We start from the raw sequence: 24024 nt of genomic DNA, 5'->3' as shown, positions 1-24024 counted from the left end.
GCGCGATGAGTAAGAAGTGGGAACTCTTGATGAAGCCGGCCTTTCTGGATTATCTGCTCAAGCTGCCCTCCAAAGAGGTGAAGCAGGTACGCGACAAGGTGGAAATGCTGGAGCAGAATCCACTGCCGGACGGCAAGTTGAAGAAGCAGCTGACCCATATGCCGGGCCGCCCCTATCGTATCCGCTCCGGCGATTACCGCATCTTCTATACCTTCCAGCAGGATGTGATCTGCATCTATAAGATGGATGATCGCGATGACGACACCTATAGTGATACGGTGGCCCCCGAGGCCCCACCATCGTCCGATGTGCTGGCCGCGCTGGATGTCGAGCATGGCGACGCAACCACCAGCAACTCGCCGCGCGTCGACTGGGATCACGCCTTTGACAGCGCCATCAGCTCCAAACCTCTGCCGGAGCCGATCACGGTCGAGTTGCTCAAGCGGCTACGCGTCCCCGATCAGTATCATATCCGCCTGCTGCGTGTGCGGGACCAGGACCGGCTGCTCTCCTGTCCCGGCGTCCCCGACGAAATCCTGCTGCGCATCGACGGCCACATGTTCGATCCCCCCATGGAGCAGGTCATCCAGCAGCCCAACCTGGTCCTGTCGGATACTGAGGACCTGCTGCGCTACAAGGAGGGCGAACTACTATCCTTCCTGCTCAAGCTCTCGCCCGAGCAGGAGCGCTACGCCTCGTGGTCGATGGGCGTCACCGGCCCCACCCTGGTCAAGGGCGGACCCGGCACCGGCAAGAGCACGGTGGCGCTCTACCGCATCCGCTCGCTGCTCGACCAGCTGCGGGCCAGCGGGCAGGCTCAACCGAGGATCCTGTTCACCACCTACACCAACGCCCTGATCCGCTCGTCGCAGCAGCTCCTCAAGCAGCTGCTCGGCCCCAAACATATCTATGTCGAGGTGGCAACCGCCGATAGTGTTATCCACAAGTTCTTGCGCACCCAGCGGCAGGAGAACCCCTACCAGATCGAGAGCGGCGAGCAGCCAAAGAAGCTGCTGACGCGGGCCATCGGCGAGGTCACCTTCAACGGCAACCAGCTGCAGCAACAGGCCCAGCAGCAGATTCTGCAGCGCATGGGCGTTGACTACCTGATGGAAGAGATCGAGAAGGTAATCGTCGCGCGCCAGCTCGACGGCCAGGAAGCATACGTCAAGGCCTCGCGCAGCGGACGCAAGCTGCGCCTGAACGCCACCCAGCGCGCGGCGGTCTGGAAGGTCTACGAGCACTGGCGAGGGCTGATGGAGGAGCAGGGGATCGAGACCTTCGCGCTGCGCCGCCTGCGCGCCGCCCGCCTGCTCGCTCCCCAGACCGCACTGCAGCAGTACGACGCCGTCGTCATCGACGAGGCGCAGGACCTCGATCCGACCGCCCTGCGCGTGCTGGTGGCCTACTGCAAAGCCCCTAACCGGCTCTTCATCACCGCCGACGCCAACCAATCGATCTACGGCGGCGGCTTCTCCTGGTCCGAGGTCCACGAGAGCCTGCGCTTCCAGGGCCGCACCTGCATCCTCAAAGCCAACTACCGCTCGACCGCCGAGATCGGCGAGGCCGCGCAATCCTACCTGAGCTACGGCGCCCTCGAACCCGAGGTGAGCGAGCCACAGTACATCAACAGCGGACCCACGCCCGACGCGCGCCTGGTCGCCACCGTCGGCCACGAAGCAAAGCTGCTGACAACCTATTTCAAGCAGGCCAGTCGCAGCCTGCGCCTGCCCATCGGCTCGTGCGCCGTGCTCTGTCCCAACGAAAACGCCGGCCGCAGCCTGGCCATCGCCCTGGAGAACCAGGGACTCGAAGCCACCTACATGTCCGGCCGCGAGCTCGACCTGAGCCGGCCCGGCATCAAGGTCATCACCCTCAAATCATCCAAAGGACTGGAGTTCCCGATCGTGGCCCTGGCTGGCTTCACGCCGACCAACTACCCGATCATCCCGGCCGACGCCAGCGACGAGCAGCGCGCCGAGCACCTCGCCGGCGAGCGCCGCACGCTCTTCGTCGGCATGACCCGCGCCATGCGCGCCCTGATCGTCATCATCCCCCAGGGTGCCACCACGCCCCTGCTCGATGGTTTCGATCCCCAATATTGGAATTTAACGCGGAAAATATGATCTCGATGACCGATGCATACCAACGATATTGCACGATAAAAGAAAAATCAGCTGCAAAGGCCAATACATTCAAATTTAAGAAATGCATGAAGAGAAAAGACCACAGTACGTGCGGGGCTTGCCCCCGCTTCCTTCCTCGCCGCTCATTCATGCAGGTTCAGGATGATGCAGAACGTCTTTCTTGTTGCTTTGCCGAGCGGGAAGGGCAAAAGCGGGGGCAAGCCCCGCACGTACTGTAGTCCCTTTTCGTTTTACCGTTCGAGGATTGAAAGAATAAGGATGGCATTTTGGATACGATCCGTTTGGGGAGAGAGTTGGCGGCGCCGGGTGAGCTGGCGCGTTTAAATAAATTGTTGCGTGATGGCTCTATTCGTTTGGATTGGCGTGATGTCGAGCCGACGGTTAGCCCGGCACAATTGGTGCCGCTGTTGAAGGGGTTGGACCCTTCCGACCATGTGGAGCAACTGGGAGCCGAGACGCTGTCGGACGCGCTGGCACCGATCGTGGTGGCGGCCTTTAAGCTGGCGGGCGATGATCGGGAGGCGACGGTGATCGGGAAGCCGCTGGAGATTCCGCCGACGCCGCACGCGACGAGTCGGCCGGAGCTGTGGTTGCCGGAGGATGAGGTTGTTGTTGTTGAAGATGAAGAGATAAAGAGTGAGGATGAGGTTGAGATGACGAAGAAGGTAACGAGCGTGACCACGGGCAAGGTGAACCAGCCAGAGCTGGGAGGAGCGATCCTACAGGGACGGGTGCCGACGCCGTATGAGCTGCGCAATGAGCTAGAGGATTTGCTGCTGCGCGACCTGCTGGGTCCGGCTGGCGGCGAAGAGGAGGAGGTCGACGAGTTCCGCGTGCATGACCGCTACCTGGTGGGGATTCTGGCCCCTAACGAGAAGGCCGCCCCGGCGGAGGAACTGGACAGCCAGGGCACGATCGAGAGCGGCGTCGAGGAGCACGGCGAGCCGGATACCGATGCCTCGCAGAAAACCAGCCTGAGTCCCTCGTCGATCGGCATGAGCTTCTGCGTCGATCACCAGACGACGCACATCCAGGTCACAGCACGCTGGGGGCAGTATATCAAGGCCGAGAGCCAGGTCAAGCCCGAGGGGAGGTCGCGCTCGACGCAGATCTGGAAGCGCGTGCCGCGCGGCGGCCAGCCGCTGACGATTCAGCTGCGCGCCGGCGCCATCGAGCGCATCGAGCCGGAACCAGATGAGCAGCCCGAGGTCTACCTTAAGGGACTGGTGCGCCGCTCGGCCAACTTCTGGATCGTGACACTCTTCCTGGTCAACGGGCAGCGCATCCTCTCCAAGAAGACGAGCGACTCGTTCTATCTCTTCCAGCCCGAGATGAGCGTGGCCGCCCCCAGTGGCGGGCCGATCTTCCGCCGCCGCCCATCCGAGCTGCAGAAGATCTATAAGGAGGAGGATAAGGCGCTGGCCATGCTCTACCGCAAGCAGGTAGGCTTCGCCATCGGCCACGGCGTCAGCGTCCACGCCGAGACGCTGGCCGAAGATTCGACCAGCGCCTACCGGCTGACCACGCGCATTATCCCCGGCTACGAGGTGCCGCGCACCGAAGCCCCCACGGAGCGCGACCTGCCGGGGCTGGCCGGGCTCTGCCTGGATATGCGCACGCTGGCCCAGGCCGGGGTGTCCGAACTGCCCGACCTGCTACGTCCCCTGCTCAGCACCTACAGCGACTGGATCGATCAGCAGGAGCGGCGCATCAGCGATCCCCGCGAGGACCTGCAGCCCTACCAGGAGGCGGCGCACAGCGCCATCACCAACTGCCGCCGCACCCTGCGGCGCATCCAGCAGGGCATCGACCTGGTCAGCACCGACCCGCAGGCGGCCAGCACCTTTAGCTTTATGAACCGCGCCATGTGGCTGCAGCGCATCCATACCCTGCTGGCCGAGGAGAAGCGCAGCCAGAGCGGCAAGCAGCTGACCGACATCGACCTGCCGCACAACCGTAGCTGGCGCCCCTTCCAGCTGGCCTTCATCCTGCTCAACATCCCGGCCCTGACCGATCCCACGCACGAGGATCGCCGGGCGGGCAAAGAGGCGCTGGCCGACCTGCTGTGGTTCCCGACCGGCGGCGGCAAGACCGAGGCCTACCTGGGCCTGACCGCCTACACGCTGGGCATCCGCCGGCTGCAGGGCGTGGTCGAGGGGCGCTCCGGCGAGGACGGTGTGGCCGTCATCATGCGCTACACCCTGCGCCTGCTGACGCTGCAGCAGTTCCAACGCGCCGCCGCCCTGATCTGCGCCTGCGAGATTATCCGCCGGGGCGCGCCGTCCACCTGGGGCCAGACCCCGTTCCGCCTGGGACTGTGGGTGGGGCAGAAATCGACGCCCAACACCACCGACGAGGCGGCCGAGGCCATCAATCAGGCCCGCGAGGCCAGCAAGTACGGCGGAGGCGGCAGCGGCAACCCACGCCAGATCACCCACTGCCCCTGGTGCGGACAGCAGATCGAGACCGGCCAGGACATCACGGTCGAGAGCTACGAAAAGGGGCGCGGCCGCACCCTCACCTACTGCAGCGATCCCTTCGGCTCCTGCCCCTTCAGTCGTGCCAAATCCAGCGACGAGGGCATCCCGGTGCTGGTGGTCGACGAAGAGATCTACCGTCTGCTGCCGGCCCTGCTGATCGCCACCGTCGACAAGTTCGCGCAGCTGCCCTGGAAGGGCGAGACGCAGATGCTCTTCGGGCAGGTCGATCAGCGCTGCGAGCGCCACGGCTTCCGCTCGCCCGAGATCAAGGACAGCGACAAGCATCGCCCGGTAGGTAAGCACCAACTGGCCCACTCGTATGCCCACGCGCCGCTGCGCCCACCCGACCTGATCATCCAGGACGAGCTGCACCTGATATCGGGTCCCCTGGGCACCCTGGTCGGACTCTACGAGACGGCGGTCGATCACCTGGCCAGCTGGGAGGTCAAGGGACAGCGGGTGCGCCCCAAGGTCATCGCGGCCACCGCCACCATCCGACAGGCCGGGCTGCAGATCGAGGCACTCTTCATGCGCAGCGTCAACATCTTCCCGCCGCAGGGCCTGGACGTCGAGGACAACTTCTTCTCGCGCCAGCGCAAGCCGGGTCCCGACGCGCCCGGACGCCGCTACCTGGGCATCTGCGCCAACGGACGCCGCATGAAGGCGGCGCAGATCCGCGTCTACCTCTCGCTGCTGGCCGGCGCGCAGGTACTCTACACCAAATACGGAGCGCACGCCGATCCCTGGATGACGCTGGTCGGCTACTTCAACTCGATGAGCGAGCTGGGCGGCATGCGCCACCTCGTCGACGACGACGTTAGCAACCGCATCTGGCGTATGGAGCAGCGCGGACTGGCCAACCGCTCGCGTCCCAAGGTGCAGGAGCTCACCTCGCGCGTCAGCTCGGTGGACATCCCCGACGTGCTGAGCAGCCTGGAGCAGCAGTTCGGCATCGAAGGCGGACCCAAACCGATCGACGTCCTGCTGGCCACCAACATGATCTCGGTCGGCGTCGACGTCAAGCGCCTCGGCCTGATGGTCGTCACCGGCCAGCCCAAGACGACCTCAGAGTATATCCAGGCCACCAGCCGCGTCGGCCGTAATGCCCCCGGACTGGTCTGCACCGTCTATAACTGGGCGCGACCGCGCGATCTCTCGCACTACGAGCAGTTCGAGCAGTATCACGCCACCTTCTACCAGCACGTCGAGGCCCTCTCGGTCACGCCCTTCGCGCCGCGCGCCCTGGATCGCGGGCTGGCCGCGCTACTCGTCAGCCTCATCCGCCTGAACGACCAGCGCTTCAACAAGAACGACGCCGCCGGCGAGATCGGCGCCGATCCAGCCTTAATCGAGCAGGCCATCCAGGTCATCAGCCAGCGCGCCTACGAGGTAGCCATCGAATCCAGCGAACGCGTCCAGCACGATCTGCAAAACCTCAAGAGCTTCTGGCTTAAGCAGGCCAACACGCACGCCACGCTCAACTACAAGCAAGCTAAAAACGGCATGCTCAACCTGCTCAAAGAGCCGCAGCGCGGCAAATGGGAACCCTTCACCTGCCTGAACTCGATGCGCAACGTCGAGCCAGCCGTCCAGCTCTTGATCGACGAGCGCAAGCTGGGCGACCCCAATGATCTCGACACAGAGGAAGATACGTCGGAGGAGACACACTAATGCCCACATCATTCATCAAGAAGCATCCCGTCGGAGAACTACGTCCCAGCCAGCTGATCCTCTCCTATGGCGTCGGCGCCATCGTGGATCTGCCTCACATGTCGACCCTGATCATGGGCATCGACGACTGGGACACGTACAAATCGGAAGAGATCATTGAGCCACGCCTGCTGGAGGCCATTCAATCCGTGATGGGGCCGCAGGTCAAGCGCCTGCTGACCCCCTCGGCCGCCGAGAAGACCGGCAAGACGCCTCAGTACATCGGCGTGCCGGTCGCCGCCTTCCCGCGCTGGATGGTCTGTCCCTCCTGCCGCCTGCTCGCCTCCATCGATGACGGCTACTTCGAGCTGCAGGCCAACGACTTCCATCCCGACCGCACCAGCTACCGCCACATCAACTGCCCCAAGGGCAAGAAGCCGATGGTCGTCCCTTCGCGCTTCCTCATCGCCTGCGAAGCGGGCCATCTCGACGACTTCCCCTGGCACCACTTCATCCACGGCGCCCGTCCCTGCAAGTCCGCCCTCTACATGACCGAGCGTGGCGTCTCGGGCGAGGCATCCGACATCATCATCGAGTGCCGCACCTGCGGCCAACGGCGTCCCATGTCGCAGGCCCTGGCCGACAACACCGAGGATGAGAAAAACTACATCCCGACGTGCAGCGGGCGCAGCCCCCACCTGCGCCGCTACGCGAAGAAAAAATGCGGCTCCCAGGCCAAAACCACGCTGCTCTCAGCCTCCAACACCTGGTTCCCCCTTGGCTACACCTCGCTCTCGCTCCCCGAGGGCGAAGACCCGCTGGCGGAACTGATCGAGCACAACTGGAGCATCCTGCAGGCGGCCAGCAGCATCGAGCTGCTCAAAACCTTCATGCTCATCCCGCAGATCCAGCAGCAGCTGGGCAGCTACAGTCCTGAGACGATCTGGCAGGGCATCGAAAGGAAACAGCAGCAAAGCTCCGACGCCATCGTGCGTCCCAGAGACCTCAAGCTGCCCGAGTGGCGCATCTTGATCGATCCGGCCAACGCGCCGCACACCGACGACTTTGAGATCATGCCCGCTGAGACGCCCGCCGGCTACGAGCAGGTGATCCAGCAGGTCGTGCTGGTCGAGCGGCTGCGCGAGGTGATGGCCCTCACCGGCTTCACACGCATTGAATCGCTCAGCGACTTCGCCGAGGAGGAGGAGCTGCCCAAAGACCACATCATGCAGCTCTCGCGCCGCTCCCCCGAATGGCTGCCCGCCACCGAGGTGCGCGGCGAAGGCATCTTCATCCAGTTCCGCGAAGAGGCCATTCGAGACTGGCTCAACCGGCTGGCGATCCAGGAGCACAACGGGACCTTCTTCGAGGCGCACAAGCGCTGGCGCGAGGCACGCAATATGCCCGACAGCGCCGCCAACTATCCCAACATCCGCTACGTGCTGCTGCACAGCTTCGCCCACGCCTTGATCCGGCAACTGACCCTGCACTGCGGCTATGCCGCCGCAAGCATCCGCGAACGCATCTACTCGCAGGACGCCGACGACGAAGGGGGTCCGATGGCTGGGATCCTGCTCTACACCGCCGCCTCCGACAGTGAAGGCACGCTGGGCGGGCTCGTCAGCCAGGGCAAAGAGATGGGCTACCACATCGGCGGCGTCCTCGACGACATGGAATACTGCGCCTCCGATCCGCTGTGCGCCGAGCACGTCACCCTTGAAGACAACACCCTACACGGAGCTGCCTGCCACGCCTGCATGTTCATCCCCGAAACCTCGTGCGAGAAAGGCAATCGCTACCTCGACCGCTCCGTCATCATCAACACCGTCGAGCGCGACAACCTGGCCTTCTTCAAGAAGATTACCGAAAATAGAAAAGAAGATAACGCATGGTAACAACATTATCTGAAATCGTCGCAGCATATTTAGCTGATCATAAATATCTTGAGCATAGAGAGCAAAGGACCAGGACGCGCAATGCCAGCCTGCCAGAATTACAGGCGGCAGTACAAAGCTTTGTGCAAGCAAAGATATCATTGAAAACGCTGCTGGCACAGATTAATAGCATCCTCCACAACCATGAATATTGGGGAGCCAACGGCTCCGGGTTTATGATGCAGCTCAATAAATTTAGCAAATACTATAATGAGACCAATAATAATGCTGAGATCCATTTCCGCAACAGCCTGAAAGGACTCACCGGCGCTACGCTGGGTCCGCATATAGAAGCATTCTATAACTTCTTACTACAAGAAAGGGAGCGACTACGCAGGGAAGGGAAAAGTAGTGGTATGATTATCCCGCCATCCCATAGCGCCTTTATTATGTCGCTCTTTGCGCGCTGGCTGGATCCAACCAATCCAACGTGCATCTATTATGAAACTCAGCGTAAAGGTATCTATACCCTGGTCCAAGCCAGATTAGTGTCGCCATTACCACCATCCATGCTCAGTGCCAATACGATTGAAGTTAAAAAAGCGGACGAGCATCGAAAAGTAGTCGCATTACTGGATGAACTCAGCCAGAAAGCACCACAGCTCAAGCAATTTGAGTATTGGGATGAAGCCTTTTTGCTCTGGGTCGCCGGTCAATTTAAAACCCTGACCTCCGATACGGTTATCAAAGATCCTGATAATAGCGATCTCTTAAGCGGAAAAACAGGTCAACCGGGAGTCGTGAAAGATCCACCTGAACTCTATACGACGCTGGAGCATCAGACCAATACGGCCGGTAGCGCGGCGCCAACGGCAGAGACGCTGCTGATCGAGCACATGCCCTTAAAACCCACGCCGGAGCCACTGCTGACGCACCTCATTCAAGAAGTACAAAAGCACATCCTCATCGATGAAGCGCTGGTCAGGCGCATCTACCACGCGCTGCTAGCGGGACACGTGATCCTGACCGGACCTCCTGGAACCGGCAAGACAGAGTTGGCACGCATCATTCCCGAATTGCTCTGGCAAAGTCAGGCCAGTCCGGACGAGGGCGTCAGCACCGCCGATCCGGACGCGACAGCCAGTGCCGCCTATGTGACGGAGACCGCCTACACCACGCGCCTGGTGACGGCGACCGATGATTGGAGCGCGCGCACGCTGATCAGCGGCATCGCGCCACGTAGCCAGAACGGCACCATCAGCTATAGCATCCAATATGGGCACCTCACCTCAACCATCCTCGACAACTGGTCTTTCCAGGGCGAGCGCTTTGAGGAATGGAGCACCTTGAGCCCACTGCGCGCACGCCTGAAAGCGCATAGCGGACTCGATCGCAACAGAATAGCCACCTTCCGTGGTCAGTGGCTGGTCATCGACGAGTTCAATCGCGCCCCCATCGATCTCGCCCTTGGCGACGCGCTCACGGCCCTGGGCGGCAACGACGTGCTGCGCGTCGCCATCGAAAACGGCAGCGCAGAACTGCCCATCCCCAAGGACTTTCGCATCATCGGCACATTGAATAGCTTCGATCGTAGCTACCTCAATCAGATCAGCGAAGCCTTGAAGCGGCGCTTCTCCTTCGTCGAGATCCTGCCGCCGACACGGGCCCAGCGCAAAGCCGAGCAAGGTATCGTGCTCTATAAAGCGCTGACAAAGGTGGCGCATCTCAGCGACAGCATTGAAGCGAGCGCTGAGAGCGTCAACTGGAACAACCTCGCGGTCAGCGCAGAGCCCGATGGCAGCTATTCTATCGTGTGGGATGAGGAGCAGAACGCGTTCCGCTCAGCCTTCGAGGCGGCGTGGCGCGTCTTCGAGGTGATTCGTATCTATCGCCAGCTGGGCACGGCGCAGGCGATCAGCCTGGTGCGCCACATGCTGATCGCGGGCGTGCTGCAAGGCTACAGCACGCGCGAGCAATGGATTGGACAGGCACTGGACGCGGCCCTGTGCGATACCATCGCCGACCAGCTCCAGGTCCTGCTGCCCGACGAGATCGAGGCCCTGCTGCTCTATCTAACCACGCCAGCGGATAACTTTCCCGCAGCATACGGCAAGCTACTGGATGGGCTCAATAGCATGCCGCAGCGCCTCTATGGACAGCTGCTTTCGCTGGCCGGTATCTATGATGAAGCGGGGCAACAGGTGTTAACCGATGCCCGGGTCGAGCAGATCTCCAACCAGGACCGGCCAGAGGTGACAGCGACCATCCTGGCCGAGCTATTCCATCTTCAATACGAGACCGATCCATTGCCGCAATTCACGCGCCGCCTGCGCTCATTTAAAGCCGAGCGAGGCCTCTAATAATTGGAAGGATCGGGATGGTGGATAGCTCTATTGAATGGGGGATACGATGGTTCTACAGCGCGATGAGACGTTGGTACAGGCGTGGTCGCAGCAATTACAGCGCCGGGTCATGCGGCTGCTCTTGCAGCATGATACGGCGCTCTTTCGCCAGCAATTTCGCCTTTTTTCGGCCGCCAGCCAGCTGCCGCAGATGCCACTGCTTCAGCAATACGACCACTATATCAAGCTCCAGTTCTTTAGCAATGAGCTGCTGGATGACATCTTGCCACGCATCCGGCGTCAGCTGAGTTTGAAGACAACGCATAAGCGCTTGCTTGAGGAGGCTCCGACCAGAGGGAATGTAGACTGGACACGGACGCTGGCCCGCGCACAGCAGCAGTGGCCGGGGCAGCCTCCCCTGCAACTGCTGACACGGGTGCGCCAGCGCGATATGGAGACACCCGAAAACGTGCTGGCGGTGGCCATTACGCTCCAGCTACGCCAGGAGCTCCAGCTAGCCATGAATATCCATTTTGAGGATGAAGAGCTCAACAGTCTGGAGCGACAATTCTTTAGCAGCGCCGACGAGCGGGCGCAGCGCGAGCTGGCCAGTAGCTATGCCCGTCAGCTCAAGGAGCAGGCCCGCCACGTCACCATCCCCACACTGGTCCAACAGGTCGCCAGCAGCCTCAAGCCGGGTCCCAGCCCATACCGTGATCTCATTCACTGGTGGCGGCGCTTCTCGCGCGTACTCATCGGTCGCGCTACTACCGAACAGGCCCTGGCGCTGAGCTCGACCCGTTCAGACGAAAAAACGACCGCCTGGCTCTACGAGCTGTGGATCGCCTTAGAACTCATCCACCTGCTCCACGCCGAGGGGGCCGTGCAGCCCCAGGATATGACCATCGCCACCGACCTGCTGCAGTGCACCTTCAGCTGGCAGGGACGCCGCTTCCGCCTGCTCTACAACCGCCAGCTGGACACCTCGACCAGCTACGAACCCACCTGGGAGCACGCACCCGCCTCGCGCCCCGACTACAGCATCGAACGAGCCGAGCCACTCGTCGTCGAATACCGGGGAGAAAACATCTGGCGCGAACCACCAGTTATCCTCGACGCCAAATACTACCTCAGCGGCAGCGACCCCGCCAACACGCACAGCCCGATCAAGAAGATGCTGGGCGACATTGCCCTGCTGGGGGCGCATACCGGCGCCCTCTTCTTCCCACGCCTGCCCGAACCCAAAGGGCAGCAGCAGATCACGCGCACCATCCGGCAGAAAGCGGGACCCTACCGACCGGCGGCCAGCGAGCAGCAGATCCACCTCTACCACATCGAGCCCACACTTCCCGTTCCACAGCTCCAGCAACGGCTGCGCGCCATCCTCGACATGGCCGCCGAACAGCTACCCGAGCGTGCCCAACCAGTCTGCCAGGGCACCTTCCTCACGCTCGACACCCGCAACGCCGCCGGTACCCGACCAGATCGGCGCACCCTGCTCTGTCCCAAAGCCCACATTGGACCAGGCGTCTTCGACATCGTCAACGCCGACACCGACTGCCTGCGCAACCCGCGCGTCTGCCACGTCATCAACCAGCGCATCGACCCACCAACTCTCATGGAGGAGCGGACTCCACCGTAAGTCCGCATCCTTCTGTGCGACAAGGTTGCGGGGGTCCACCGTCATCGCTATCCAAGCCAAAGAGGCCTGAAGAGGTTAGAGAGCTCATCGGCAGAGTAACAATTACGGATCGACATTTGAGAAAGATGAAAGGTAAAAAACATATGAAGATGTATACATTGATCGGAACCAATGGGAAACCATATCAGAGCGAGCAGAAAGGGACGTTTGGGGGTTATAAACCAGGCAGAATATATGGCCGCTTCGATTGTCCGAGCGCCAATAATGCCATCGCCAAGGGTCAGTATGTCCAGCATCGCGTCTTTTTCGCCGACGAGCTGACGGCCATCACGGCAGGCTATCGGCCCTGCGCCCGCTGCATGAAAGATCGCTATCCACTCTGGAAGCAGGCTGAAGGCCAGGCTGAGGGAGATAGGAAGCGGGCACTGGAAATCTACCGTTCGCTGTGTGGGTATTGATGCGCGGGCACAGGTCACTCCCAGGCAACGAGACGAACGTGATCTCGTTGCCTGCATGTTGCTCATAGCGTGAGGGAAAAGGGCACCATGGTTTACATCGAGAAACGCTGCTGGGTCTGCAACAAGGTCATCATCTGGGGACAGAGCGACACCGCCTGTAAGATGCAGTGTCGCGACCGGCTCTATGCCGAGAGCTATCGCATCGAGCGGCATAAAGAGGCGTCCTATATCAGGAACCGCCCCTGCCGCTTGCAGCTCGGCGAGTGGGCCGAAACCTTGCGCCACTACAAATGGCGCTGCGCCTTCTGCAAAGGTCCCTTTGAGAGCCTCGACCATTTTGTCCCCGTGAGCAAGGGTGGCGCCACCTGGGTCGGCAACGTCGTGCCTGCCTGCCTGCAGTGCCAGATCGCCAAAGGCAACCTGCTCCCCCAGGAAGTAGAGGCCATCCCTCAGGAGATCATAGAACGCATCGCGCGCTATCTCCAGAGGCGCGCCCAGAGCAGTCTCAAACAAGCACATTAGAAAGGACCTGAATTTGCCCCTGGCTGACAATACTCTTCAGATCTGCACAATAACGAGAAACGGTGTGGAATTTAACGCATCATCATTAAAGAAAGATTCTAAAACTGAATCCATTATCGAAGAAAGAGTGAACCATGCCATATACTAGAGGGACGTCTGAAAAGACTCAAATCACGTTGCAAGCAGCGGGCCTGGTCCTCAAGGAAGATTTCAAGATTCTGCGCAGGAATATTGGCAAGCCCAATGAATGCTATGCCATCAAGCTCACCAATCAGGGTGCGCAAAAAGCCATTGAGCGGCAAAACGAGCTGCAAAGCAAAGGGATAAGTGTCCAGGTCTTCCGGCTGACCAGCTACAGGGGCGTTAAAACAGATGTAGACCTTGTTCCCGATGGAGGCAACTCATCATGTTTTACAATTGGCGACGACTTTACGCCGCCTCCCGATAATTGGCAACCAAATACATAAATTCCAAAGCAAACTCTATCTACGTACCCAGGCGAAGCGTACACCAATCACATGTACAAGTACACCATTTCCATGGACTTGTCCAGCAAAAGGCTGAGCATCATTCTGTCTTGTGGCAAATTCACTGAAGGGCTGACAGTTTTTGAACTGAAGGATGGGAACTTGCTCTGAATGTTGAGCAGCACAACCATTAGTTGCTTGAGAAGCCACCTCTGGAACAGTTCATGGTACTCGGCATTTGTAAATTCACAGCAAAATAGTTTGTCTCATGTTCGCTTCTTTTCGCTGAAAAGTGTAAATGAGATCGCTTCATGTCCTGTTTTACTGCAGGTACACTGCACTTAAGCAGTACCCTTGCGCAGAAAAACACCTGGTCGAAAGTTTCCCTCGACCAGGCGCTTCTTTTCCCTACCTTACTACTCATAAGATATTTATATGAAGAGAAAAAATGAGTTATCTTACTCGCACGTATGTCAGTGCCAGGTCCTCCTCCCAGGCTGCTCCCTCTCGTGACATTTCACCCTGGCTTTCCATCTTGTTGCTGTTGTCTTCTATGGTCATGGTGACTCGCTGAGAAAAACTGGGTTCATCACGCCACCACTTGAGCTGATTTCCTGTCATGGTCATGTCGTATTTTCTGGAGATGCCACGTTCATCAAAGGTAAGCTGAAAATAGGTTTTCGCCACATCATCGCTGCCAAAAATCGCAACCCCGTCAGGAAAAAGAGGGTGGTCAATCTCTGTGTGCATGATCAAGAACGCGCCGCCAGCAAGCCAATCAAAAGTTGTACGGCCATGCAAGGTTATCCCGGGAAGGTAGGGATGAGACCCAGTGGTTTGCCATTGCCCCACTAACACCTTGAAGGATTCAAGCGCTGGATTTGGGATTAATGCTTCGCTTCCGATTTTTTTCTCCATATTCTTGTTTCTTTCTCCATGTTCTTGATTAGAGCTATGATGGTCCAAAATTGACACTTCGCCGCGATTGAAGTCGCGCGGCATCTTTCGCCTCTCTTTTGTACGCGCTGTGCTGAGAAATGGAGCGTAGCTACGGCTCGACGCACATCATAGTGGTGGAGGAAAAGCTGAGAGGATGCATCCATGCATAGTTTCTCTTGCGCGGTGCTCGGCACGTTACTGCTCTCATGCCTTTCGAGAAGGGAGAGACCCAACGCCCGCCTCTTTCGAGGCTCATTCCTGGGGAACGTACCCACCAGATCGGAGACTTTTCCTTGGCGCTATTCGGTCGGTGACGTGACTCGTTAGCCGTGGATTGGATACCCGTGCCTTCGCACGTTGAAAGAGCTGAAACAATGGGAAACGCGGTAACGTACGTTATTCATTTCTCAAGGTACTGCTGATCAATTCTTTTCGCCTCCAGAAAAAACGGAATGGCGAGGGCTGAAGCCCTTTTCTGTCAAGGCAGTTTTTGGGCACACATAAGATAAAGCTCAATCGCTGTTATGGGTAGGCACTGTCGCAGGGGCGGTCAGAGATCAAGCGAGAATCTTTTCGTGCGACGTTTTTGTTGTGCGTAATTCCATGCCGCTATGCCGTACAGGATGCCACCGAGGAGAAAATAGACATCGATGCCTCGACCCGACCACAGCGTATAGGCTGAAATTTGGCTATCACCCGTGATCTGGGCGTACGTCATTCCGGTAAGGCCATTTGGCAGGATGCCTGTCAAACGAGAAAAATCATCTATCATCGACGCCACGGCCCGCACTATCAACACGATAGAACCAATCCAGCAGGCAATAAGGAGCATCCAGCGGGGTAAGCCAGGCCCCCAGGATTGAACGATAGCCAGGGGAACAATGATTCCCAACACAAACATTGCGAACACGATGATAGTGAAGAGCCATGCCCCCACACTGTGAGGAAAGGCAGGCAGCGGGGCTATTGCATCCCCTAAGCCAAACCGGCCTCCAAACGCCCAATATACATGAAAACCAAGAAAGATAATGACCCACCCGAGAGATGCATACCCTGCCCACACCGTTCTGTTTTGTTCCTCACTGTCGCTCGGTTGACTCCAGGTCTTTACCATATGCCGTTCTCTTCTTTCGTGCACAATATTTCATTAGAGCTACATACTCATATGACAGATTGGAAGGTGGAAGTGTGACCGATAGCACATGCCCATTGTTATGCTGAGATGACGTTTGCAGCGTATCGTGTTCCATAGATGAAGGGGGAGCCCGCAGCCAACCCTAAAAGGTGCCGATTAGCCTTTCCAACGCTCGTTGCGGAACTGACAGTCGATGGTAAATAGCACAGGCAGCTCGCTTGTAACCAGTTTCAGTCTTCAAGCCATTGCGTGATGAATTTTGGGCTTTGATGGATATCAATCTGCCTCAGGGGTCCCTCGCCAGAATTGATAAACTTGTGGGGGGTGTCCTCGGGGACAATCACGATGTGTCCTGCCTTTGCGCTTATCGTCTCTGAGCCAACGGTAAAGATAGCCTCACCTTCCTGGATAACGAAGATCTCTTTGTAGGGATGTTGATGCAGCCGTGGACCGCTCCCTGGTGGCATATCCACCCAGATAAAAGCAACGCTTGCGTCTCCATGCTGATATCCCTGAAACTCATAGGTATTGCCATATCGATGAAGTTCATCTTTGCTGACTATGGTATAGCTCATTTTTTCTCCTTTGATCAGATTTAATCAGGAAAAGTGCGTATGATCTGATTTGGTAAACAGTAACTGGAACTCAGAGCCAGGCAGTTTCTCTGCCTCCGCGCGTGTAGAGGTACCTGGTTCGAGAGCCTCACGAGCAATAGCATGCAGATGCCCAGGAACAGCAAGAACCATTATCTGCTGTGAGAATGATTCTTGTTGCTCTTCCTGGCAGGTTCTCTTAGAGGCGTGAGAACTGCTGGCTTATGCATCCGGTAGCTGACGGAAACTGAGGGCGATCCGATTCCAGGCATTAATGTCGGCCAGGAGAAAAGTCAGGTCTACAAGTTCTTTTTCGCTGAAATGTTGACGTGTCTGCTCATAGACATCATCGGGTACGTGTCCTTCGGAGATCAGGGTAACCGCTTCTGCCCATGCCAGTGCGGCACGTTCACGCTCGTTGAAGAAGGGTGACTCGTGCCAGACAACAACGGAATGGATTTTGCGTTCGCTCACCGCGTGTTTTTTCAACGCTCGTGTATGCATGTCGACACAGAGTACGCATCCGTTGATTTGTGAGGCACGTAGACGTACGAGTTCTTGTAGCGCGGGTTCTAGTTCACTCATCTCTACATAATCGTCAAGTGTCGATATTGCATTGACGGCTTCCGGGGCAACTTTTCCGTAGTTAATGCGTTGATACATAGATTCCATTCCTTTTCAATTTTCTGGTACATAGTGGATTCTGGTTGGTGAGGATTGGGATAGGCATGCCTCTTACGTTAGCACGTATGGGGCAAGGCCTCTTGCCCTCCCGCTTGAAGAGAATATACCATCGTAATGGCCCTTCTACAAGGGCCAAATTGCGTTGTAATAATGGTGCCATTTTGAAAATGAACGATAGTTGCCTGGAAAGATTACGTACAAGCGTGTTTCTCAATGTGTTGGCGGAATTATTCCGGAAAAAACGTCTCTAACGAGATATCGTGGTACACGACGCGGCTCAAATCTACTCCCTCCAGGTTTGCATCTTCCAGGTTGGTTCCACTCAGATCGGCACCACTCAAGTCTGCTCCAATGAGAACAGAGGCTCGAACATCAGCGTGCGTCAGATCGGCACCATTAAAGCCTGTAGAGCTCAGATTGGAACCACGAAGATCGGCATGTGTCAGATCTGCTCCACTGAGATTCACACTGTTTGCCATTGCTTGCTGCATTCGCACCCAACGTAAATTCGTTCTTCTGAAATCGGCGGCTTCGAGGTAGGCTTCATGCAAATTCGCATGACGTAAATCCGCTCCATCTAAATTAGCATTTTTGAGCTTAGCTCGAGAGAGATCGATTCCGCACAAATTCGCTTGACTGAGAGTGGCATTGCTGAAGTCAGCATCATGAGCATCTACGCTACGAAGCATCGCATCAACTCCATCTCCAAGATACGCTTGGCTGAGATCAGCACCATAGAAATCGGCTCGTTGCACATTGCCTTCAGATAAGTTCGCTCCCCGTAGTTGGGCAGAAGGAAGCAGTGCATCTTGCAGATTTACCTCTGTCAAATTGGCATAGCTTAAATCAACGTTTCGGAAGTTTGTTCCGTGAAAATCAAATCCACTCAAGTCAGTTCTCCTTAGGTTTGCTTCACTAAGGTCAGGCTGAACCTCCGGATGCTGCTCCCTCCAATGATTCCAGGCATCTTTACCCTGCAGAAGAAGAGAGAGATGATGAGGATTTGCCATAATGCCCTCCAGTACTTGTAAAAGGAGATAAAAATCTGTGCACTCTTCCTGTTAATAAGAAAGAGACGTCAATCCATATGGACCTCTTACATCGTACAAGTTCCATGCGAGCCAGGCAATAAGTGAATTCAAGAGTTATAAAAGTACATGCCAGCAGAGTTACTGGATGTTTGATGTGCCAGCCATATTTAGGGAATTATTATGTGCAACTATGGTGGAGATTTTCTTCTGCTCCTTCGCTACTCCTCCCTTCACCTGCCTGCTGCACCAGTGCTATCAGCCCCGGAGCAGTATGATCGGAGGAGGTAGCATTCCTTGATTGAGGAAAAAACAGTATGAAAGGCACGGTACGATCACCATAGCTACGAAAGGATCACAGCAATGCAGCAGAAAAATGAACACAATATCCAGCCACTGCTCCTCACCGTTCCACAGGCGGCTCGCAGTCTCGGCATCTCTCGCGCCAAGCTCTATGTGCTGCTTGCACAGCAGCAAGGGCCTCCAGTCATTCGCTTTGGGAGATCCGTTCGCATCTCCATCGACTCTCTTCAGAAGTGGATTAAAGAACAGGAAAACGCATCTCTGTAAGTGTCCTATTTTCTGGGAACCCGGCTTCAGGATACTGCGCAGCCACACGTGCTTCCAGAAATGTATATGCTCTATCAGCATCGGCCCGGCAACCCGGTAGAAGTAATAGCGCCCGTTTTTTGACTATATGAATAGATACACGTGAATGTAATTGCTTATCGCTCATTTTTTCTCCAAAGGTACGCCTCTTCTTTCATGAGCAAGCTCAATATGGTACGATACAGGTGTCTGCTAGATGGATAGTCGGGCACTTGATAATAAAGGAGTGCCCCTATGGTTGTAAAAAGCGGACGAGGTGAAGGGTCCATTTATAAGAGAAAAGATGGCCGCTGGACTGCAGAGATCTCCGTTGAAGGTGGAAAGAGCAAGTTCCTCTACGAGAAAACGCGGAAGGAAGTCCAGGAAAAGCTGAAGGTCGCCCTGTACGAGCAGCAGAAAGGCATGCTCGTGACGGGTCCACAGCAAAAGGTTGGACAGTTTCTCACCCACTGGCTAGAGGACGTGCACAAGCAGAGCATCCGCTCGCGAACGTACGAGCGATATGAGGAGATTGTACGGCTTCATCTCGTGCCAGGGATTGGACATCACCAGTTCCAAAAGCTCTCGCCGCAACATATCCAATCATTTTACAAGAAGAAACTGGAGGAGGGTCTTTCGAACACCACCGTCATTTGCTTTCACAATGTCCTGCACAGAGCCCTGGAAACAGCCGTCCGCTGGAATCTGATCGGACGCAATACGTGCGACCTCGTATCGCCACCCAGGCGGAAGCGCTTTGAGATTCAGCCGCTCACGATGCAGCAGATCCACCAGTTCCTGGCCGTGGCCCACGGACACCGGCAGGAGGCGCTGTTCATTCTTGCCCTGGCGACAGGCATGCGCCGAGGAGAACTCCTCGGACTCAAGTGGCAGGATATTGACATGAACCGGGGCGTGCTGCAGGTGCGCCGCATCCTTTCGAGGATCCCGAGCAAGCTTCCGGGCAAGGGATTCGAGGAGGCCGAGCCAAAGACGGAGAGGGGGCGAAGGAGCATCGTCCTCCCACCCTTCACCATCGAAGTACTAAAACAGCACCGGATCAGGCAGTTGGAGGCAAAGCTCAAAGCAGGGCTGGACCGGCAGGAGCACGATTACGTATTGGTCTGTTCTTCATAGGTGTGCCATATGTCTTCCTACTATGTGCGCTGGCATTTGTGTTGGAGTTTATTCCAGTGATTGGCTTCTATATCACTGCCATATCGGTTGTCCTCATCGCTCTTACGCAGGGGTGGGTGACGGCACTACTGGCCCTGGCCCTTGTAGGTGCTCTCCAGTTGCTAGAAGGAGAGGTTCTCTCACCGCGCATTATTGGCCGGGCCATCGGTATCAATCCGATCATTATGATCGCTGCTCTGGTCGCAGGGAATCAGCTCTTTGGAGTTATAGGAGCATTGTTTGCTGGATCGGCAGCAGGCTTCATCCAGACAATCCTCGTGGCATACTGGTCTTACTGGAAGCGACATCATGATGCCCTGTCCGTCCAGACGGAGAAGGAACAAGATTCGTCCGAACAGGAGAAGAAGACGCAGGAGAATAGGCCAGTAGCAATAAACTCCGATGGGGAGCCCTAGGAATGGATATAGCGATTGACAAAAAAATCGGCGTAGAACTGTTCCCAACGTGACCCAGGGGCTTCACTCATCTGTTTTTTATCGGCCAGAACAAGCAGATAAATTAAATCGCTTTTTAGCAGTTTCGCATCAAGCAACGTCTCAATCCCTTTTTCTCGCAAATGATCAGCGTACCAGATCGACCAATCAGGATCAGCACCGTCGGTTGCTTTAAATGCGATATGGTGATCCTCCCCCGTTTGATGAAGAAGGTCAGCAAGCTGCCTGGCTCGTTGCTTTTTGTCCACACTGGTATTCAGCTTCATGGTCTTTCCCATTCCCTCTAAAGTGGTAAAAAGAACAACTGATCGATATCAATCCATTCCTTCTCCTCAGAGAAAAGCGTTTCTCATTCCCTATAACGTTTTGATGTAGGCAATGAGTTACTTCGTCACCTCGCGATACTCGCGTTCACCCGTTGCGGAATTGTAAAACACTTCCAGAAGCCGATGGGACGTGGGATCAACGAATCGCTCGCCGGTGGGCTGGAAGTCGCCCTGCGTTCGATCTACCCGCGAGCGATATCGCCTGCGCTCAAAAAGCATGGCGCTCACCAGGATGAACCCATTGACTCCCAGATACACAACCAGAAAGATGCTGGTATGGACCAGGAACAGCAACACAGCCGCACCAATGAGGTAGAGCAGCCCATACCCAATGATCACCCACCGCAGTATCACGCTCCCTCCCTCTCCGGCTCAATCACAACCGCTGTGCCATAGGCCACGATCTCGCTCATCGTACTGCCCACTTCAGAGGAATCAAATTGCATGCGCACAACTGCATTTGCCCCCATGGCGGTCGCGTTTTGGACCATGCGATCAATCGCGTGTCGGCGCGCATCTTCCAGCAGTTCGGTGTATTCCTTGATCTCGCCGCCCACCAGGGAGCGCAGACCCGCCATGATGTTGCCCCCCAGGCCCCGGCTGCGCACCACCACGCCAAAGACCTGTCCCTTGGTTTCCACAATACGATGGTGGGCGATCCCTTCAGTAGTTACAATACGCATCTCATGCTCCTTCGATATGCTTGTGTGCAGGTAAAGTGTTTTGCACATACAGATAAAAACAGAGGGTCACAAACGACCGTTCTCCTACAGTGTATAACCTGGTCAGGCGTGGACAGCCAGCCACCCCAGAAGGCTGGCCAGAGCCTGTGGATCCAAATGGGTATTGGGGCCATTGTAGCTCGCCGTCACTTCGGCCTGCACCAACTCTGACCGGGGCCGCAGCTCTTGCTTGAGAACGTGATTGGCGTTCTCCAGGAAGAGGAAGTTCACGTGCTCACGTCCCGCAGCGGCCAACTGAAGGTTTTCACCATCGGCTTGCCAATCAACCCCTGGTTCGTCATGCTTCGCATCCTTTCAGGGTTCTCCGCGAAAACGTTCGTTCAGACAAACATGTGTTTGGGTTAGTTCTCATCGTTTTTTGGCCTTTCTTCCCTCCCAAATTCAGGAATGAGAATAGTGGTGAGAAGGCGTCGTCGGCGACCAGGAGTAGGTTCTTTTTACACAGCACTACCCCAGCAAGCGTTGTGCTGTTTTGAAAAATGGCTGCCCAAGCTCATTTGAGCCGTAGGCATAAATATATAAACCAGTTGAGACACGCTCGATAAAGCCCCATTCCCAAATAGCGGCTTGATCGAGGCCAGATTCTTTGGCGAGTAGCTCGCAATATTCGTGGGCTAACGCCATAGGATCGGCGGCTGCAAGCAATTCCTCATTCCAGTCCCGCAGGACCACCCCAAGATCATATTCTGGCTCGCAGAGGAAGCCCTCCGGATCAACAAAAACATAGCCCGACTCAGCTCCAGTACGTGGGGCAAGTACCTGAAGAGCGTTCGCTGGATGGGGGTCTCCATGTACGACGACGCATCGTTCGCGGTCAAAAGCATCCATGCGCCGGCACGCAAACTCCAGGGCCTGAGAGACAATTTTCTCAGGGCATGGCCGTTCAAGTTTGACCCATAGCTCGCTTATGAGCTGAGCCAACGTCCACGCTTTGTACTCCAAAGCATCAATAGTCTGATCCGCGCCAGATGGTACAAGCCATGCTTGTTTCAGTATCTTGCACAGCAATCTTATTGCCTGCCTGGGTTCCAATTTACTATCCTGCATGGATAGTCCGAGCTGCTCTAGAAGCAAGGCGCGTCGCTCGTAGTCAAACTTTAACACGCGAACATAGCCGTGACCATTCGCACGGATAATAGTGTCTATCTCATGCTGAAAGCCGTCAGGTATCGGCATAGCTATCTTTATGACTGCATTTCCGCCTGCGGTTTTTACTGGCGCGACGTATGCCGAAGATCCTCCGGAAAGCGGTTGGCCAATGCGAATTTCCCATTCTTGCTCAAGGTCGGCAATAAGGCCAGGGAGATCTTTAAGCCACTGTCTTGCCTGGGGGCTTGATTGCTCGGCCCTCAGCCGAACTCGCTCAGGTACAACAATACTGTGTATATGATCAGCTTTATCCATTGTGACAGTGTATCATATGGATTGTATTTTACCCAGGTTTTGACATCCTCCCCACGGCTCTCGCCGGGGGATTCCCACAATCACTTGCGGGGTTTCCTGCTTCGCTGAGACTTGCCGGGGGTGGTTTTCACCGCCCCCGGTCTGACGGCCTCTCCACAGGCATTGAGGACCGTGAGCCCCACGGACCTTATATTTTTTGCCGCATTCATATCTCGCTCATGATGCACGTCACATTCTGGACACGTCCACTGGCGTACGTCGAGCGTGAGGGATGCGAAGATATATCCACATCCGTTTCTTTTTAAAGGTCGGATACTTGCCGCGACCCTCAAAGAAATTGATGAATGCCTTGTCGAGGTGGCGCAATGCCTGTTGGACGGGAACACTGGATACCTCATTCAGCCAGCGATAGTCCTCCTGTTTTTTGAGCTCAGTGAGCATCGAAGAAAGGTCTTTGTAGGACAGACGCGTGTGTTCTTTGTAAAAGGCATCCGTTTTGAGGCGTAAGGCCCAGTTGTAGGTAAAGCGTACACAGCCAAACGTCCGAGCAAGCATCTGTTTTTGCTCGTCGGTCGGGTAGCATCTGAATTTGTAGGCGCGTTTCTGTGTACTCATGCTTTACATGGTAACCTATACTGTGTAAAAATTCAACAGCACCATCCCCCATCGCGCCACCAAAAGGAACGCGCCTTCTATCCTCATGGTTGAAGCCAGGGGTTTTACGGCGCGCTTTGATAAAGCTGGTCCTGGGCTTTAAGGCACTCAGGTATCGAATATTCAATTCAATGGGTGCAAGATTGATGCTGTCGAGGAGCAGTCAGCGATCAAGCGAGGAGCTTTTCGCGCGACGTTTTTGTTGTCCGTAACGCCATGCCACTATGCCGTACAGGATGCCACCGAGGAGGAAATAGACGTCGATGCCTCGGCCCGACCACAGCGTATATGCTGAAACCTGGCTATCGCCCGTGATCTGGGCGTACGTCATTCCGGTAAGGCCATTTGGCAGGATGCCTGTCAAGCGAGAAAAATCGTCTATCATCGACGCCACGGCCCGCACTATCAACACGATAGAACCAATCCAGCAGGCAGTAAGAAACATCCAGCGGGGGAAGACGGACTCCCAGGATTGAACGATAGCCAGGGGAACAATGATTCCCAACACAAACATTCCAAACACGATGATAGTGAAGAGCCATGCCCCCACACTGTGTGGGAAGGCGGGGAGCGGGGCGCTTGCATCTCCTAAGCCAAACCGGCCCCCAAACGCCCAATATACATGAAACACAAGAAAAACAATGACCCATCCGAGAGCTGCATACCCTGCCCACATCGTTCTGTTTTGTTCCTCACCGTCGCCCGGTTGACTCCCGC

Annotated in this window: 23 protein-coding genes and 1 pseudogene; 11 read left to right on the top strand and 13 right to left on the bottom strand. The window is 56.5% G+C overall.

The genetic code is table 11. The features are described from left to right. Window positions 1–5 precede the first annotated feature (5 nt). The 8 genes from AABA21_RS32210 to AABA21_RS32175 all read left to right on the top strand — a co-directional run bounded on the left by AABA21_RS32210 (window position 6) and on the right by AABA21_RS32175 (window position 13582). Complete coding sequence (locus AABA21_RS32210; RefSeq protein WP_338256579.1) at window positions 6–2126, top strand: UvrD-helicase domain-containing protein; 2121 nt, start codon at window positions 6–8, stop codon at window positions 2124–2126. Window positions 2127–2413: 287 nt separating this feature from the next. Beyond that, window positions 2414–6298 carry a DISARM system helicase DrmA gene (gene drmA, locus AABA21_RS32205; RefSeq protein ID WP_338256576.1) on the top strand — a complete coding sequence of 1295 codons (3885 nt, stop codon included), beginning with the start codon at window positions 2414–2416 and terminating at the stop codon, window positions 6296–6298. Continuing rightward, complete coding sequence (locus tag AABA21_RS32200; protein WP_338256574.1) at window positions 6298–8172, top strand: DrmB family protein; 1875 nt, start codon at window positions 6298–6300, stop codon at window positions 8170–8172. The genes drmA and AABA21_RS32200 overlap by 1 nt, the downstream gene beginning before the upstream one ends. After that, window positions 8166–10511, top strand: coding sequence for an AAA family ATPase (locus AABA21_RS32195; RefSeq protein WP_338256572.1), 2346 nt, complete (start codon window positions 8166–8168; stop codon window positions 10509–10511). The genes AABA21_RS32200 and AABA21_RS32195 overlap by 7 nt, the downstream gene beginning before the upstream one ends. A 49-nt stretch (window positions 10512–10560) precedes the next feature. Then, window positions 10561–12135, top strand: coding sequence for a hypothetical protein (locus AABA21_RS32190; protein ID WP_338256571.1), 1575 nt, complete (start codon window positions 10561–10563; stop codon window positions 12133–12135). 143 nt (window positions 12136–12278) lie between these two features. Beyond that, window positions 12279–12593, top strand: a complete 315-nt coding sequence (locus tag AABA21_RS32185; RefSeq protein WP_338256570.1) for an Ada metal-binding domain-containing protein — start codon at window positions 12279–12281, stop codon at window positions 12591–12593. An 87-nt stretch (window positions 12594–12680) separates the two neighbouring features. Next, on the top strand, window positions 12681–13115 hold the full coding sequence (locus AABA21_RS32180; RefSeq protein WP_338256569.1) for an HNH endonuclease: 435 nt from the start codon (window positions 12681–12683) through the stop codon (window positions 13113–13115). A gap of 134 nt (window positions 13116–13249) precedes the next feature. Next, the gene (locus tag AABA21_RS32175; protein WP_338256567.1) at window positions 13250–13582 is read left to right on the top strand and encodes a hypothetical protein; all 333 of its coding nucleotides are present in this window, start codon (window positions 13250–13252) and stop codon (window positions 13580–13582) included. 453 nt (window positions 13583–14035) lie between these two features. Here AABA21_RS32175 and AABA21_RS32170 read toward each other — a convergent pair whose 3' ends face one another. The 5 genes from AABA21_RS32170 to AABA21_RS32150 all read right to left on the bottom strand — a co-directional run bounded on the left by AABA21_RS32170 (window position 14036) and on the right by AABA21_RS32150 (window position 17943). Then, window positions 14036–14584: a hypothetical protein gene (locus tag AABA21_RS32170; protein WP_338256566.1), complete on the bottom strand. Its 549-nt coding sequence runs from the start codon at window positions 14582–14584 to the stop codon at window positions 14036–14038. Between the two features lie 487 nt (window positions 14585–15071). After that, window positions 15072–15635 carry a DUF3995 domain-containing protein gene (locus AABA21_RS32165; protein WP_338256564.1) on the bottom strand — a complete coding sequence of 188 codons (564 nt, stop codon included), beginning with the start codon at window positions 15633–15635 and terminating at the stop codon, window positions 15072–15074. Window positions 15636–15886: 251 nt separating this feature from the next. Beyond that, on the bottom strand, window positions 15887–16231 hold the full coding sequence (locus tag AABA21_RS32160; RefSeq protein WP_338256563.1) for a cupin domain-containing protein: 345 nt from the start codon (window positions 16229–16231) through the stop codon (window positions 15887–15889). A 240-nt stretch (window positions 16232–16471) separates the two neighbouring features. Then, the gene (locus tag AABA21_RS32155; protein WP_338256562.1) at window positions 16472–16912 is read right to left on the bottom strand and encodes a carboxymuconolactone decarboxylase family protein; all 441 of its coding nucleotides are present in this window, start codon (window positions 16910–16912) and stop codon (window positions 16472–16474) included. A gap of 248 nt (window positions 16913–17160) precedes the next feature. Beyond that, window positions 17161–17943, bottom strand: coding sequence for a pentapeptide repeat-containing protein (locus tag AABA21_RS32150; RefSeq protein WP_338256561.1), 783 nt, complete (start codon window positions 17941–17943; stop codon window positions 17161–17163). Between the two features lie 381 nt (window positions 17944–18324). Here AABA21_RS32150 and AABA21_RS32145 point away from each other — a divergent pair, with 381 nt between their 5' ends. From AABA21_RS32145 to AABA21_RS32135, 3 genes are all read left to right on the top strand, one after another. Then, entirely contained in the window at window positions 18325–18531 is a 207-nt protein-coding gene (locus tag AABA21_RS32145; RefSeq protein WP_338256559.1) for a helix-turn-helix transcriptional regulator, read from the top strand. Window positions 18532–18804: 273 nt separating this feature from the next. Then, window positions 18805–19686, top strand: a complete 882-nt coding sequence (locus AABA21_RS32140; RefSeq protein ID WP_338256558.1) for a tyrosine-type recombinase/integrase — start codon at window positions 18805–18807, stop codon at window positions 19684–19686. A 2-nt stretch (window positions 19687–19688) separates the two neighbouring features. After that, window positions 19689–20141: an AI-2E family transporter gene (locus AABA21_RS32135; RefSeq protein ID WP_338256555.1), complete on the top strand. Its 453-nt coding sequence runs from the start codon at window positions 19689–19691 to the stop codon at window positions 20139–20141. Here the strand turns inward: AABA21_RS32135 and AABA21_RS32130 are convergent. The 8 genes and pseudogenes from AABA21_RS32130 to AABA21_RS32095 form a co-directional block, all read right to left on the bottom strand. Then, window positions 20138–20446, bottom strand: coding sequence for a hypothetical protein (locus AABA21_RS32130; protein WP_338256554.1), 309 nt, complete (start codon window positions 20444–20446; stop codon window positions 20138–20140). The two genes, AABA21_RS32135 and AABA21_RS32130, sit on opposite strands and share 4 nt — an antisense overlap. A 117-nt stretch (window positions 20447–20563) precedes the next feature. After that, window positions 20564–20860, bottom strand: a complete 297-nt coding sequence (locus AABA21_RS32125; protein ID WP_338256552.1) for a hypothetical protein — start codon at window positions 20858–20860, stop codon at window positions 20564–20566. Continuing rightward, window positions 20857–21189: a heavy metal-binding domain-containing protein gene (locus tag AABA21_RS32120; RefSeq protein ID WP_338256550.1), complete on the bottom strand. Its 333-nt coding sequence runs from the start codon at window positions 21187–21189 to the stop codon at window positions 20857–20859. The genes AABA21_RS32125 and AABA21_RS32120 overlap by 4 nt, the downstream gene beginning before the upstream one ends. 102 nt (window positions 21190–21291) lie before the next feature. Then, window positions 21292–21483, bottom strand: coding sequence for a hypothetical protein (locus AABA21_RS32115; protein WP_338256549.1), 192 nt, complete (start codon window positions 21481–21483; stop codon window positions 21292–21294). A gap of 213 nt (window positions 21484–21696) precedes the next feature. Continuing rightward, window positions 21697–22653, bottom strand: a complete 957-nt coding sequence (locus tag AABA21_RS32110) for an aminoglycoside phosphotransferase family protein (protein WP_338256547.1) — start codon at window positions 22651–22653, stop codon at window positions 21697–21699. Between the two features lie 80 nt (window positions 22654–22733). After that, a complete protein-coding gene (locus AABA21_RS32105; RefSeq protein ID WP_479430360.1) occupies window positions 22734–23051 on the bottom strand; it encodes a zinc ribbon domain-containing protein in 318 nt (105 codons plus the stop codon). Then, window positions 22945–23268 (bottom strand): annotated as a pseudogene (locus tag AABA21_RS32100) (RNA-guided endonuclease InsQ/TnpB family protein); the annotation flags it as partial. The gene AABA21_RS32105 and the pseudogene AABA21_RS32100, both read right to left, overlap by 107 nt. Before the next feature lie 202 nt (window positions 23269–23470). Continuing rightward, window positions 23471–23983 (bottom strand): DUF3995 domain-containing protein, encoded by a 513-nt coding sequence (locus AABA21_RS32095; RefSeq protein WP_338258503.1) that lies wholly within the window; start codon window positions 23981–23983, stop codon window positions 23471–23473. Between the last annotated feature and the right edge of the window lie 41 nt (window positions 23984–24024).

Source organism: Dictyobacter halimunensis (assembly GCF_036245075.1).
Note: the sequence above shows the minus strand (reverse complement) of the source record. Positions and strands in the feature narration are given on the sequence as shown.